Below are 12,941 nucleotides of genomic sequence, written 5' to 3' on the forward strand. Positions count from 1 at the left end.
GGCGGCGGGCGGGCCGGGTCCGCCGGCCGGGAGCGGCCTGCTGGGTGCGCCGGCCGGCAGCGGCGGCGCGCCCGGGACGCCGGGGACGCCGGTCGGGAACGCTCTGGTCGGCGACGCCGAGGCGGAGCTGTGGGCCGCCGTCGCCCGGCTGCCGCCGAAGCAGCGTCAGGCCGTCGCCTATCACCACGTGGCCGGGCTGACCTACGCCGAGATCGCCGAGATCATCGGCGGCACCGCCGAGGCGGCGCGACGAGCCGCCGCCGACGGCATCAAGAACCTGCGCAAGACCTATCCGGAGGAGGAGCGGCATGACGGACCGCCTTCGCGTTGACACGATCGTCAGCGGGCTCTCGGTGACGCTCGGCCCGGACGTGCTGGCCGGGCTGCACACGCGGCTGGAGCACGAGGCCGCCGAGGCCGGCCTGCTCGACGTCGCCTACACGACCGTCGGCTCGCCGGTCGGTGAGCTGCTGCTGGCCGCCACCCCGCGCGGCCTGGTCCGCGTCGCGTACGCGAGCGAGGGCCACGAGCGGGTGCTCGACACGCTGGCGCACCGGGTCAGCCCGCGCATCCTGCGCTCCCCGCGGCGGCTGGAACGGGCCGCCCGCGAGCTCGACGAGTACTTCGCCGGCCGGCGGCGGACGTTCGACCTCGACCTGGACCTGTCGCTGTCGCACGGGTTCCGGCAGCTCGTGCAGCGGCACCTGCCCGAGATCGGCTACGGGCAGACCCGCAGCTACCGCGAGGTGGCCGAGCTGGTCGGCAACGCGAAGGCGGTCCGCGCCGTCGGCACCGCGTGCGCGACCAACCCGCTCCCGGTCGTCGTGCCGTGCCACCGCGTGCTGCGCGCCGACGGCACGGTCGGCGGCTACATCGGCGGCGCCGAGGCCAAGGCGACCCTGCTGGAACTGGAGGCCGCCTGACGTCCGCGAACCCTGGCAAGCCGCGTCAGCACGGGCGACTGAGCCGCCGCCCTCACCACCGCCCTCACCGCGGACCTCGACGAGCACGGCGGCGCGTTGCTGCCGCGGCCGCTGCTCGCGGACGCGACGGTGCCGTATCCGTATCCGTATCCGGAACCGATCGAGCGGCTGAAGCGGGCGCTGCACCCGCGGCCGCGACCGCCCGGCGCGATCCGCCCGCGGCCGGCCGCGCCCCGACGTGACGTGGAGCGGGCCGTGCGCGGGTCCGCCGGACGCGCGAGCCCAACGCGGTCAGGTGCGGTACTGGGCGGTGAGCGGGCAGCGGAACGGGTCGATCGTGGCGTGTTCGACGGTGTTGAGGTAGCGAACGATCACGCGGTAGGCAGAGACGAAGCTGGTCTGGGTGTAGCGGACGTCGTGCTTGGCGCAGTGCTCGCGGACGAGGGCCTGCGCCTTGCGCAGGTTGGGGCGGGGCATGTTGGGGAACAAGTGGTGCTCGATCTGGTAGTTGAGCCCGCCCATGGCGAAGGTGGTGAGACGTCCGCCGCGGATGTTGCGCGACATCAGCACCTGCCGGCGCAGGAAGTCGATCTTCATGTCGGGCGGGACGATGGGCATGCCGAGGTGGTTGGGCGCGAAGGCGCCGCTGAGCAGCAGGCCGAACAGGGCCATCTGGACACCGAAGAACGCCGCCGCCTTGCCCGGCGGCAGGACCAGCAGGAGCACGGTGAGGTAGCCGCCGAACCGGGCGGCGATGAACGTGATCTCCCACCAGCGGTGTTTGAGCTGCTCCCGGTGCAGCAGCCGCTGGACACTGGCGACGTGCAGGGCGAGGCCCATGAACATGGCGAGTGGGAAGAAGTAGCCCTGCTTGCGGGTGAGGCGGGCGGCCAGGCCGCGCCGCTTCGCGGCGATCGCGGGCGTGAAGGCGAAGGCGCTGGGTCCGATGTCGGGGTCCGCGCCCTCCTTGTTCGGGTTGGCGTGGTGGCGGCTGTGCTTGGTCATCCACCAGCCGTGGCTGAGCCCGACGAACGCCCCCGCCAGGACCCGGGAGGTCCAGTCGTTCCAGCGATGGGAGGTGAAGATCTGCCGGTGAGCGCTGTCGTGGCCCAGGAAGGTGAGCTGTGTGAGCACGACCCCCAGTCCGCCGGCGAGGATGAGCTGGAACCAGCTGTCGCCGAGGAAGGCGAAGAGCACCCAGATGCCGGAGAGGACCGCGATCGTGATGACGATCTTGGACCAGTAGTAGCCGTAACGGCGGCGGAGCAGACCGGCGGCCTGAACCTGCTGCGACAGCTCGGTGTAGGTGCTCACGTACCGCACCCGGCGCGGCACGGTCTCAGTACGTGTCATGGTGGAGCCCGGCGATGTCGTGTTCATGTGAGTGTCCCGGTGTTCAGGAGCGCCCGGCGGCGGGAGCCGCCCTCGGACTCCCAGGTGGACTCGGCCAGGTCGGGACGTGCGATGACCGGCGCCGAGCGGGGTGCGGGGGGCTGCAGGCTCGCCTCTGCGGCGGTCAGAATCGTGCTGGCCCTGCGGTGATGGTGGTGACCGTCCTGGATCCAGTCGAAGACCCGTGCCGCGAGCCGTGGGTCGCTTGTCGCCGCGATGACGAGGAGGTCCTGCCGGTCCTGGATGTCCAGACCGGTGATGCTGACCAGGTGGGGGTCGATGGTGCGGAACCAGCCCAGCCGGACGATCCCGCCGGCCACGGGGAGACTGCTGGGCTGGCCGTCCCATGAGTCCCGGTGGTACGCGACCCGGGCCACCTCGAGGCCGCGCCTCGACAGCGCGGCCAGCAGCGCGGGCAACTCGGCGGCCAGGTCGCGGGATCGCGGCCACCACGCGCCGTCGACGGCTCTGACGTCACCGCGAATGATGGGGCTGAACACCGCTCTGACGGCGGAATCAACTGACTCTGTTTCGGGCAGTCGCATGACCGCGCCCGTCTCCGGCCTCTACAGCCGACGTACCTCGTACTGGCGCGGCAGGAGCCACGTCACGTCTCCATGTCCAACGCCGTCACCCGTGAGTCTACCCGGTCCCAAGGCATCGGCCGGGATCGTCGCCTCAGGACCGCGGCCCGCCTGGCGCGACGACACGCGGTTCTTCCGCCGATGGCGCGGCGACCAGCTCTTCGAGCTGACGGACGAGAATCGCGGGCGGGATCGGCTGCGGCTTGGCGAAGACGCTCAGCAGCTCGTCCACCGACTGCCTGACGGTGAACATCGTGCCGGCGTTCCGGCGAGCGGCGAGCGAGACCGGCCCGGCCGCCACGGCCGTCCGGATCCCCCAGGCGAGCGCCTCGGCGTCGTCCGGCTTGACCAGGATGACACCCCCGCAGTCGGTCTCGGGCAGACCGCCGTCGTCGGAGGCGACGACGCGGCACCCGGCGTGCTGGGCCTCGATCGAGACGATGCCGAAGGTCTCGTGCCAGTACTGGCTGTTGGAGGGCATCACGACGATGTCGTGCTCGGTCATCAGCGCCGCCATCGTCGCCGGTGTCCTGCGGGTGGGGACGACCCGGATCCGGGGGTGCGCGTCGAGCAGTCGCTCGATGAGCTTGCCCTGCGGCTTGTCGGCGCCGGCGGTCGTCGCCATGAAGTCGAGGTCGAGGTCCTGGTCGATGATGTCGATGTGCAGGGTCGACAGCAGGGTGTAGATGCCCTTCTCGGGGCTCAGTCGGCCGGCGAACAACACCCTGGTCCGCCCGCTGGAGTTCGCCGGACGGTGCTGCGCGGCGAAGCAGGGCTCGGCGAACGGATACACGACGTTGATGGTCTGCACGTCGACGTCCAGGAACCGTGACCACAGCTGGGCCGCGTAGTGGCTGGTGGCGATCAGGGCGCGATCCCTGGTCCCGTCGATGGCGAACGCCTTCTCCCGCTCGCGGATCGGCGGCGGGTTGTGCAGGATCAGGAACGCCGGTGACCTGGTCGCCACGGTGTGCGGTTCGTTGACGAAGACGACGGTGCCGTCGAGCCGGCCGACCTCGGCCAGCGTGGGCAACGACAGGAACGGGATGCCGGTGAACTCGGCGCGGCCGTCGGCGGCGCCCAGGCCGACGGTGACCACCTGTGCTGGTACGCCGCGCCGGTTCAGCTCGCGGACCTGGCCGACGGTGTAGTTCTCGGAGCCGCCGGTGCCGGCGGGCAGCGGATTGCCCGGAGACCAGATGAAGGAGATCAACGTGTACCACCCAAGGGGTCGGTCCGTGCCGGGCTGTAAGGGGACGCGGCCGGCGACGACCGCAGCTGCGAGCCCGGACACGACGACGGGTCGAGGCGGTGGACCCGTGCGAAGCCGACCGCGCGTGTGGGGACATCTACGTCAACGCTGAAACACCCGACGACCGGGCAGCGGCGCATCCCGCAACGTTCGATAAAACAACGATCACAGCCGATCTCGACACTAGCACGCGGCCACCCGTCGAGCGGCAGGTCCATCCTGCTCGAAGCCCGGTTCGCCGGAGCGATCCCGGCCGTCGACAGGCGAGTTTTACCTGGCTGTCACCTACGAACGCCGGCCATCCGCCAGTCTACTGACATGAAACGTCGTCTACTGTAGTTACGGATGGGAGTGTCGGATGACTGACGTGGCCGAGCGCAAGGCGGGCGCGGCCGTACGCCCGGCGCCGTCGCTGGCGGAGCGGGCCGAGGCCGACCGGATCGAGTTCCTGCTGGCGACGTTCGTGGACATGAACGGCAAGCCGTGCGCGAAGCTGGTGCCGGTCGAGGCGGTCGCCGAGCTGGAGTCGGGTGCGCTGGGGTTCGCCGGGTTCGCGGCCGGGCCGATCGGGCAGCGGGCGCATGACCCGGACCTGCTGGTCGCCCCGGACCCCGGTTCCTACACGCCCCTGACGTTCCTGCGCCCGGGCCTGGCGATGGTGCACTGCGATCCGTACGTGGCCGGCGAGCCGTGGCCGTACGCGCCGCGGGTCGTCCTGAAGCAGGCCGTGGCCCGGCTGGCCGCCGCCGGCTACGAGGCGAAGGTCGGCGCCGAGGTCGAGTACTTCCTCGTCCACCGATCGCCGGACGGGTCGCTGCGCACGGCCGACGACCGCGACACGGCGGCCCGGCCCTGCTACGACGCCCGTGGCGTGACGCGCATGTACGACCATCTGACGGCGACGTCGCGGGCGATGAACCAGCTGGGGTGGGGCAACTACGCCAACGACCACGAGGACGCCGCGGGACAGTTCGAGCAGAACTTCACCTACGCCGACGCGCTGACGACGGCCGACCGCGTCATCACGCTGCGCTACCTGGTGCACATGCTGGCCGAGCGGGCGGACATGACGGCCACCTTCATGGCCAAGCCGTTCGCCGACCGCACCGGCAACGGGCTGCACCTGCACCTGTCGCTCTGGCGCGGCGACGAGCCGCTGTTCCCCGCGGCCGCCGACGAGCGCGGCCTGGGCCTGTCGCCGCTGGCGTACGGGTTCGTCGGCGGCGTCCTCGAGCACGCGCCGGCGCTGACGGCGTTCCTGGCGCCGACGGTGAACTCCTACAAGCGCCGTGGCGCGACGTCGAGCGCGTCGGGTGCGACGTGGTCGCCGCGGGTGGCCGGCTACGGCGGCAACGACCGCACCCACTTCGTTCGGGTCCCCGACGGCGACCGGGTCGAGCTGCGCGGCGGCGACGGGTCGGCGAACCCGTACCTGGCCATCGCCGCGGCCCTGGTCGCGGGGCTCGACGGGGTGCAGCGCGGCGCCGACCCGGGCGCGCCGTCGGGACCCGGCGTGGTGTCCGGCGACGCCGTCGCCCTGCCGCCGACGCTGCTGCACGCCGTCGAGGCGCTGCGCGCCGACCCGCTGTTGTACGCGGCGTTCGGCGCCGACGTCGGCCGCTACTACGCCGACGTCAAGGAGACCGAGTTCCTCGAGTGGCATCAGACGGTCACCCCCTGGGAGATCGACCAGTACCTCACCGCCCACTGACGGGCACGGAAGGAGCGAGCGGATGTGTGGGATCGCCGCGCTACAGGTGCGTGACCCGGCACTGCGGCCCCGGCTCGGCGCACTGCTGGCGGGGATGACCTGCCGGCTGGTCGACCGCGGCCCGGACGCGGCCGGGGTGGCCGTCTACGACGAGCCCGGCCTGCTGCCCGCGGGCTGGAGCAATGTGAGCGTCCTGGACCCGGGCCGGCCGGACTGGCCGGACGCGGTCGCCGCGGCGCTCGGCGCGGAGGTCGACGTCCGCCACGTCGGCCCGACGGCGGTGGTCCGGTCCCGGACGACGACGGCGGCGCTGGCCGGCGCCGTCCGCACCGCCGTGCCGGAGGCGACCCGGATCGGCCGCGGCCGGCACGCCGTCACCCTCAAGGGCGTCGGCCTCGCGGCGGACCTCACCGAGGCATTCGGCCTCGACGCGCTGGGCGGCACCCAGGGCATCGCGCACACCCGGATGGCGACGGAGTCCGCGGTGGTCGCGTCCGGGTCGCACCCGTTCTCCGTCGACGACGACCTCTGCCTGGTGCACAACGGCTCGTTCTCCAACCACGCCACCGTGCGGCGGACGCTGCGCCGGCACGGCGTGGAGTTCGACAGCGACAACGACTCCGAGGTGGCGGCCCGGTTCATCGGCCACCGGATGGCCGCCGGCGACACCCTGACCGAGGCGCTGGAACGGGTCGTCGGCGTCTTCGACGGCTTCTACACGCTCGTGGTGACGACGGCGGGCACGCTGGCCGTGCTGCGCGACCCGATCGCCTGCAAGCCGGCCGTCGTCGCCGAGACCGCCGCCTGGGTGGCGGTCGCGTCGGAGTACCGGGCGCTCGCCGAGCTGCCCGGCGTCGAGACCGCGCGCATCTTCGAGCCCGAGCCCGGGAGGGTCTACACGTGGACGTCGTGACCACGACCGCCGTGACCGTCGACCTCGCCGCTCGGCCGGTCCGCGACCTGAACGCCGCGCTGCACGCGCCGGACCCGGCGCCGCGGTGGCGGGTCGTGAACCCGGCCGGCGCGCACAACGTCGCCGTCGGGGTCGACGCTCCCGTGGCGGTCCAGATCGACGGGCCGGTCGGCTACTACTGTGCCGGCATGAACCAGCGGGCCGACGTGCTCGTGCGCGGCAACGCCGGCACCGGGCTGGCCGAGAACATCATGTCCGGGTCGGTCCGGATCACCGGCTCGGCGTCGCAGTCCGTCGCGGCCTCCGGCTGCGGTGGCCTGGTGGTGGTCGACGGCGACACCGGCGCCCGCTGCGGCATCGCGCTGCGCGGGGCCGACGTCGTGGTCGGCGGTAGCGTCGGGCACATGTCGGCGTTCATGGCGCAGGCCGGCCGCATCGTCGTCTGCGGCGACGCCGGCCACTCGCTGGGCGACTCGATCTACGAGGCCCGGCTCTACGTCCGCGGCGCCGTCGCCTCGCTGGGCACCGACTGCGTCGAGAAGCCGATGCTCGGCGAGCACCTGGCCGAGCTGGCCGGGCTGCTCACCTGGGCCGGCCGCGACGAGGACCCGGCCGCGTTCCGCCGGTACGGCTCGGCCCGCCGCCTGTACCACTTCGACTCCGCGAACCACACGGCCTACTGAGAAGGGGCGACCATGCAGCTGCGCGAGTCCGCGACGTTCGACCGGCACGCGATCGCCGCGATCCAGCGCGCCGCCGACACCGGCGCCTACCGGATCCGCGGCTGGGGCGCCAAGCGGCCCCTGCCGCACTTCGACGACCTGCTCTTCCTCGGCGCCAGCATGTCCCGGTACCCGCTGGAGGGCTACCGCGAGCGCTGCGGCACGGACGTGGTGCTGGGCGGCCGGCACGGCGCGACGCCGCTGCGGCTGGAGGTGCCGGTCACCATCGCCGGCATGAGCTTCGGCGCCCTGTCGGCGCCGGCGAAGGAGGCGCTCGGCCGCGGCGCCAGCGCCGTCGGGACCAGCACCACCACCGGCGACGGCGGCATGACACCCGAGGAGCGCGAGCACTCCACGTCGCTGATCTACCAGTACCTGCCCTCGCGGTACGGCATGAACCCCGACGACCTGCGCCGCGCCGACGCCATCGAGGTGGTCCTCGGGCAGGGCGCGAAACCCGGCGGCGGCGGCATGCTGCTCGGGCAGAAGATCAGCGACCGGGTCGCCGCGATGCGGACGCTGCCGACCGGCATCGACCAGCGGTCTCCGTCGCGGCACCCGGACTGGACCGGCCCGGACGACCTCGCGATCAAGATCGAGGAGCTGCGCGAGGCCACCGATCGGCGGACGCCGGTCTTCGTCAAGATCGGCGCGTCCCGGCCGTACTACGACACCGCACTCGCGGTGAAGGCCGGCGCCGACGCCGTCGTGCTCGACGGGATGCAGGGCGGCACCGCGGCGACCCAGGAGGTGTTCATCGAGCACGTCGGCATCCCGACGCTCGCGGCCATCCGGCCAGCCGTCGACGCCCTCGAGGAGCTCGGCGTGCACCGAGAGGTGCAGCTGGTGGTGTCCGGCGGCGTCCGGACCGGCGCCGACGTCGCGAAGGCCATCGCGCTGGGCGCCGACGCGGTCTCCGTCGGCACCGCGGCGCTGATCGCGCTGGGCGACAACCATCCCCGGTACGCCGCCGACTACGAGCGGCTGGGCTCGGCCCCCGGCTACTACGAGGACTTCCAGGACGGCCGTGACCCGGCCGGCATCACCACGCAGGACCCGGAGCTGACCGGCCGGCTTGACCCGGTCGAGGGTGGCCGCCGCGTCGCGAACTACCTGCGGGTGCTGACCATGGAGGCACAGACCATCGCCCGGGCCTGTGGCAAATCGCACCTGCACCACCTCGAGCCGGAGGACCTGGTGGCCCTGACGGTGGAGGCGGCGGCCATGGCGCGGGTCCCGCTGGCCGGGACCGGCTGGATCCCGGGGGCACTGTGATCCGGGCCCGATGCGCGGTGGTCGGCGCAGGTCTCGCCGGCGCGTCGGCGGCCTGGCGGCTGGCCGCGAGCGGGGTCGAGACCGCCCTGCTGGAGGCCCGCACCCCCGCCCACGACGGCGGCAGCTCGCACGGCAGCGCCCGGATCTTCCGGCACGCCTACGCCGACCCCGAGTACGTGGCGCTGACCGTGCGGGCGCTGGCCGGCTGGCGGGAGCTCGCCCGGGCCGCGGGCACCGAGCTGCTGCGCACCACCGGCGGCCTCGATCTCGGCCCCGGCCGCGACCTGCCCGCGATCGCCGTCGCCCTGGACGGCGCGGGCCTGGAGTACGAGCTGCTGCCGGCGTCAGCGGCCGCTGGCCGCTGGCCGCACCTGGCGTTCGCCGCCGACGTCCTGTACCAGCCCGCCGCTGGAGTGGTCGACGCCGAGTCCGCGGTGACGGCGATGGTCTCGCTGGCGCAGGCCGCGGGCGCGCAGGTGCGCACCAGCTGGCGGCTGGCCGGCGTGGAGCGGCGCGGCGCCGGCTGGCTGCTCACACCGTCCGGCGAGGGCGAGCCGGTCGAGTGCGAACTACTGGTGCTGTGCGCCGGGGCCTGGCTACCGGAGCTGGCGCGAGCGGCCGAGCTGGCGCCGGTGCGCGCGGCGCTGCCCGACCTGCGGGTCACCCAGCAGAGCGTCGTCCACTTCCCCTTCCCCGACGGCGTCGACGGCGCCGGCTGGCCGGTCTGGGTGCACAAGGACGAGCTCAACGTCTACGCGCTGCCCGGCGGCCGCGACGCCGGCCACGGCGGGTTCAAGATCGCCGAACACGACTTCGGCCGGCAGGTCACCGCGACCACCCGCGACGGTGTCGTCGAGCCCGCGGCGCGGCAGCGCCTCGTCGACTACGTCCGGCGCTTCCTGCCCGGCGTGCCGCCGGAGCCGTACGCCACCACGACCTGCCTCTATACCTCCACCCCCGACGACGACTTCATCGTCGACCGGCTCGGCGACGTGATCGTCGTGTCGGCCTGCTCCGGGCACGGGGCCAAGTTCGCGCCGCTGCTCGGTGAGCTCGTCACCGACCTCGTCGCCGGGCTCGACACGCCGCGGCGGTTCCGGCGGTTAGGCTCGCCGCCGTGACCACCACCTCGCCGGGCGCGGAGGTCCCTGAGCCCGGCACCGGCCGGCTCGAGGAGATCATCGCCGTCCAGGTCCGCCACTACCGGCAGAACGCCGGCCTGACGACGAGCGAGCTGGCCGCCCGGACCGGCCTGTCCAAGGCCATGATCTCCAAGATCGAGACGGCTCGGACGTCCGCGAGCCTCACCTCGCTGCAACGGCTGGCCGACGGACTGGCGATACCCGTCACGTCGCTGTTCCGCGGCGTCGACACCGAGCGCGACGCCGTCTTCACCCGCGCGGGCCAAGGGGCCACGACGGTGCGCAGCGGAACCCGTCTCGGCCACGAGTACCAACTGCTCGGTGCGCTGCGCCGGGTCCCCGGCGCGCTGGAGCCGACGCTGGTCACCCTGACCCGCAAGTCCGACACGTTCCCGCTGTTCCAGCACCCGGGCAGCGAGTTCCTCCACATGCTCGAGGGCCGCATGGTCTACAGCCACGGCGCCTACGAGTACACGATGGGCCCCGGAGACTCGCTCCTCATCGACGGCGAGGGCCCACACGGGCCGAAGGAGCTGCTCGAGGTGCCGATCCGATTCCTCGCGATCGCCCAGAGCGCCACCTACACCGGCCCGGGTGACGGATTCCACCACAGCTGAGGCCCTACGGCCTGGCGGTCACCGTCGCCACCCATGCCGCCAGCTCGGCCTGACCGAGGCCGCGCTGCGCGAGGCCACCCGGCGGGCGGCCGGCTGCAGGCCCAAGGAGTTCATCCTGCGCGCTCGGCTCACCCGGGCCAAGGAACTGCTCGCCGCCACCGACCTCCCGGTTGCTGCCGTCCCCGCCCGCACCGGATGACGAAGCTGCCGGTACCACGCGCGACCGGTCCCTCACCGTGGCTTGGATCGCCCGCGCCCATTGATCGCTCACGGCGGGGCAACAGCCCCACGCGCGACCTGCCACGCCGTGTCGAGCGTCGTCTCGTGCGCCTGGACGCCGAGCCGTCGCCACATCACCCCTCCGTCGTCGAGGTCGAGCCGGCCGATGCTCTCGACGTCCGCGCCGACGGGTGCGCCGATGCATAGCACCGAGGCCAGCACGCGATGCTTGCCGATCAGCCCTGACGTCGGCCATGGGCCGAGCGGGAGGTCCTCGACCAGCACCGGGTGGCCGTCCCGCTCGACTGTGATGCGCTGCCGCAGCGTGCCCGGCCACTCGCCGTCGCGGCCGAGCACCACCGTCTCCCGCAGTGCGAGGTAGGCACCGTCGGCCAGTTGCGCGACGGTGCTGCGGCCGACGTCGGCGCCGGCAGAGACGACGAACGGCCTGCCCGCCCAGGTGAGCCGGGCACCGGCGCCGAGTTGGATTCGCACGTCCCAGCTCGCATGCCCACCACGCATGTCGTAGGCGACGGTGCCGCCCGGTTCGATCAGGTCCAGCCAGGCTCCCGCGTCGACGGTGACGTCGACCTCGATGCCGTCGCCTGCGACCAGCAGCGCTCCGTCTGGCACGAGTGAGACCCTGGCCACCGTGGCGTCGTGGTGGACCAGCACCGGGCGCAGCGCGGCGGCGGCCGGATCGGAGCGGCTCACCGCCGTGCGGACGCGGCACCGCTCGTTGCCGGAGCCCGGGCTGACCCGGATCCGGGTGCGGGCGACCCGGGCCGCGTTTCTAGTGATTGTGGGCGTGCTCGTGTGCATGCAGGTGCCTGGCCATCGGGCCGGGGTCGACCGGCATCAGCATCCCGGCCCGGTGGGTGGCCAGCACGCCGCTGATCCAGGCGAGCAGTTCGTCGATGCTGGCCCGGTCGGTGCGGGACAGGCCGATGACAGGGCCGCCGCCACGCGCGGCACGGGCGTCGGCGAGCATGCGTGCGACGTCGACACCGACGTACGGCGCGAGGTCGGTCTTGTTGACCACCAGTAGGTCGGCCCGCTCGATGCCGGGGCCGCCCTTGCGGGCGACGTCCCCTCCACCGGCGACGTCGAGCACGAACACCTGCGCGTCGACGAGCGCGGGCGAGAATGTCGCGGTCAGATTGTCGCCGCCGGACTCGAGCAGGACGACGTCGAGGTCGCCGTACTCGTCCTCCAACTCCTCCACGACGAGCAGGTTGGCGGTGATGTCGTCCCGGATCGCGGTGTGCGGACAGGCGCCGGTCTCCACCGCGCGGATCCGGTCCGCGTCGAGCACGCCGGCCGCCCGCAGGAATCGGGCGTCCTCATCGGTGTAGATGTCGTTGGTGATCACAGCCAGTTCCAGCCGCCCGGCCAGCTCACGGCACAGCAGTGCGATCAGCGAGCTCTTGCCGGTGCCGACCGGACCGCAGATGCCGAGGCGCAGCGCACGGCCGTGCGGGTGCGGGTTTGGATGGTCCTCGTGTTCAAGCACGGAACAACCTCCTGCTGGTGGCGGCGTGGGCCTGTGCCCAGGCCTCGATCTGCGGGGACCCGACGGCAGGGATCGACGCGGGCTCGGTCAGCTCGGCGACGGTGGCGGCCAACTGGTCGATGTCGGGCAGCGCGTCGTGGACCCAGCCGGTGACGACGGCGGGGTCCATCGGGACGAGCTTGAGCGCGGCCGCGCAGACGGTTTGTACGTCGTCGTACCCGACAAGCCGGGCCAGTGCGGCTGCACCGAGCCCGACGTGCGCGGCGACCGCGCCCAGCACGACGGCCCGGCACGGCCGGATCAACTCCCGGACGGCCTGCAACGCCCCCGCCTCGGGCCACAGACGGTCGGCCAGCCTCAGCAGCGCCCGCGCCTGCACGCGAGCGGCCTCGCGCAGGGCCGGGCTCGGCGTCCGGGCCGCCCAGGCGGCCGCCACGTCGGCGAGTTGTGCTGTCCCGCCGCTCCGGAGCAGGACGGCTCGGGCCACCACGGCGGTGCCGGCTTCCACACAGGTGACGCTGGCCAGCCGCGCCGAGACGTACCCGGGGAGCTCCGCCGCCGCGAGCCCGTGGGCGAGTGCCGCCTCCGCGGTGCCGGACTGGGTATGCCCGGCCGCCGGGAGCCGGGCGTCTGCGAGCAGCATCAGCAGCAGCTCGGGATGTGGCGGCATGGCACCCT

At 73.1% G+C, this 12,941-nt stretch carries 15 protein-coding genes; 9 read left to right on the forward strand and 6 right to left on the reverse strand.

Annotated elements, in window-relative coordinates; translation table 11 throughout:
• Nucleotides 1-331, forward strand: a 331-nt coding sequence (locus tag C1I92_RS23735) for an RNA polymerase sigma factor (protein WP_233507189.1), incomplete at its 5' end; no start/stop codon positions are given.
• Nucleotides 309-923, forward strand: a complete 615-nt coding sequence (locus C1I92_RS23740) for a methylated-DNA--[protein]-cysteine S-methyltransferase (RefSeq protein WP_111257122.1) — start codon at nucleotides 309-311, stop codon at nucleotides 921-923. The genes C1I92_RS23735 and C1I92_RS23740, both read left to right, overlap by 23 nt.
• Nucleotides 924-1,214: 291 nt before the next feature.
• On the opposite strand, the gene C1I92_RS23745 is transcribed toward C1I92_RS23740, so the two are convergent.
• The 3 genes from C1I92_RS23745 to C1I92_RS23755 form a co-directional block, all read right to left on the reverse strand.
• On the reverse strand, nucleotides 1,215-2,303 hold the full coding sequence (locus C1I92_RS23745; RefSeq protein ID WP_199521532.1) for a fatty acid desaturase family protein: 1,089 nt from the start codon (nucleotides 2,301-2,303) through the stop codon (nucleotides 1,215-1,217).
• A complete protein-coding gene (locus C1I92_RS23750; RefSeq protein WP_111257124.1) occupies nucleotides 2,300-2,815 on the reverse strand; it encodes a DUF5994 family protein in 516 nt (171 codons plus the stop codon). The genes C1I92_RS23745 and C1I92_RS23750 overlap by 4 nt, the downstream gene beginning before the upstream one ends.
• Nucleotides 2,816-2,993: 178 nt before the next feature.
• Nucleotides 2,994-4,112, reverse strand: a complete 1,119-nt coding sequence (locus C1I92_RS23755) for a glycosyltransferase family 4 protein (protein ID WP_158564255.1) — start codon at nucleotides 4,110-4,112, stop codon at nucleotides 2,994-2,996.
• Nucleotides 4,113-4,509: 397 nt separating this feature from the next.
• On the opposite strand from C1I92_RS23755, the gene glnT reads away from it, so the two are divergent.
• From glnT to C1I92_RS23790, 7 genes are read left to right on the forward strand one after another with little or no spacing between them, the layout of a single operon-like run.
• Nucleotides 4,510-5,862, forward strand: coding sequence for a type III glutamate--ammonia ligase (gene glnT, locus C1I92_RS23760; RefSeq protein WP_111257126.1), 1,353 nt, complete (start codon nucleotides 4,510-4,512; stop codon nucleotides 5,860-5,862).
• Nucleotides 5,863-5,884: 22 nt separating this feature from the next.
• Nucleotides 5,885-6,775: a class II glutamine amidotransferase domain-containing protein gene (locus tag C1I92_RS23765; protein WP_111257127.1), complete on the forward strand. Its 891-nt coding sequence runs from the start codon at nucleotides 5,885-5,887 to the stop codon at nucleotides 6,773-6,775.
• Nucleotides 6,763-7,458 carry a glutamate synthase gene (locus C1I92_RS23770; RefSeq protein WP_111257128.1) on the forward strand — a complete coding sequence of 232 codons (696 nt, stop codon included), beginning with the start codon at nucleotides 6,763-6,765 and terminating at the stop codon, nucleotides 7,456-7,458. Before C1I92_RS23765 ends, C1I92_RS23770 begins: the two co-directional genes overlap by 13 nt.
• A gap of 12 nt (nucleotides 7,459-7,470) precedes the next feature.
• Nucleotides 7,471-8,772, forward strand: coding sequence for an FMN-binding glutamate synthase family protein (locus tag C1I92_RS23775; RefSeq protein ID WP_111257129.1), 1,302 nt, complete (start codon nucleotides 7,471-7,473; stop codon nucleotides 8,770-8,772).
• Between the two features lie 17 nt (nucleotides 8,773-8,789).
• Nucleotides 8,790-9,893 (forward strand): FAD-dependent oxidoreductase, encoded by a 1,104-nt coding sequence (locus tag C1I92_RS23780; RefSeq protein WP_199521533.1) that lies wholly within the window; start codon nucleotides 8,790-8,792, stop codon nucleotides 9,891-9,893.
• Nucleotides 9,890-10,531, forward strand: coding sequence for a helix-turn-helix domain-containing protein (locus C1I92_RS23785; RefSeq protein ID WP_111257130.1), 642 nt, complete (start codon nucleotides 9,890-9,892; stop codon nucleotides 10,529-10,531). The genes C1I92_RS23780 and C1I92_RS23785 overlap by 4 nt, the downstream gene beginning before the upstream one ends.
• Nucleotides 10,509-10,730 carry a helix-turn-helix domain-containing protein gene (locus tag C1I92_RS23790; RefSeq protein WP_111257131.1) on the forward strand — a complete coding sequence of 74 codons (222 nt, stop codon included), beginning with the start codon at nucleotides 10,509-10,511 and terminating at the stop codon, nucleotides 10,728-10,730. Before C1I92_RS23785 ends, C1I92_RS23790 begins: the two co-directional genes overlap by 23 nt.
• 68 nt (nucleotides 10,731-10,798) lie before the next feature.
• Here C1I92_RS23790 and C1I92_RS23795 read toward each other — a convergent pair whose 3' ends face one another.
• The 3 genes from C1I92_RS23795 to C1I92_RS23805 are packed head-to-tail and all read right to left on the reverse strand — an operon-like array spanning nucleotide 10,799 to nucleotide 12,933.
• A complete protein-coding gene (locus C1I92_RS23795; protein WP_146605262.1) occupies nucleotides 10,799-11,572 on the reverse strand; it encodes an urease accessory protein UreD in 774 nt (257 codons plus the stop codon).
• Nucleotides 11,544-12,263 (reverse strand): urease accessory protein UreG, encoded by a 720-nt coding sequence (gene ureG / locus C1I92_RS23800; RefSeq protein ID WP_111257133.1) that lies wholly within the window; start codon nucleotides 12,261-12,263, stop codon nucleotides 11,544-11,546. The genes C1I92_RS23795 and ureG overlap by 29 nt, the downstream gene beginning before the upstream one ends.
• On the reverse strand, nucleotides 12,256-12,933 hold the full coding sequence (locus tag C1I92_RS23805) for an urease accessory protein UreF (protein WP_111257134.1): 678 nt from the start codon (nucleotides 12,931-12,933) through the stop codon (nucleotides 12,256-12,258). Before C1I92_RS23805 ends, ureG begins: the two co-directional genes overlap by 8 nt.
• Nucleotides 12,934-12,941 lie beyond the last annotated feature (8 nt).

The sequence above is a fragment of the Jiangella anatolica genome, from assembly GCF_003236295.1.
Classification (GTDB): Bacteria; Actinomycetota; Actinomycetes; order Jiangellales; family Jiangellaceae; genus Jiangella; species Jiangella anatolica.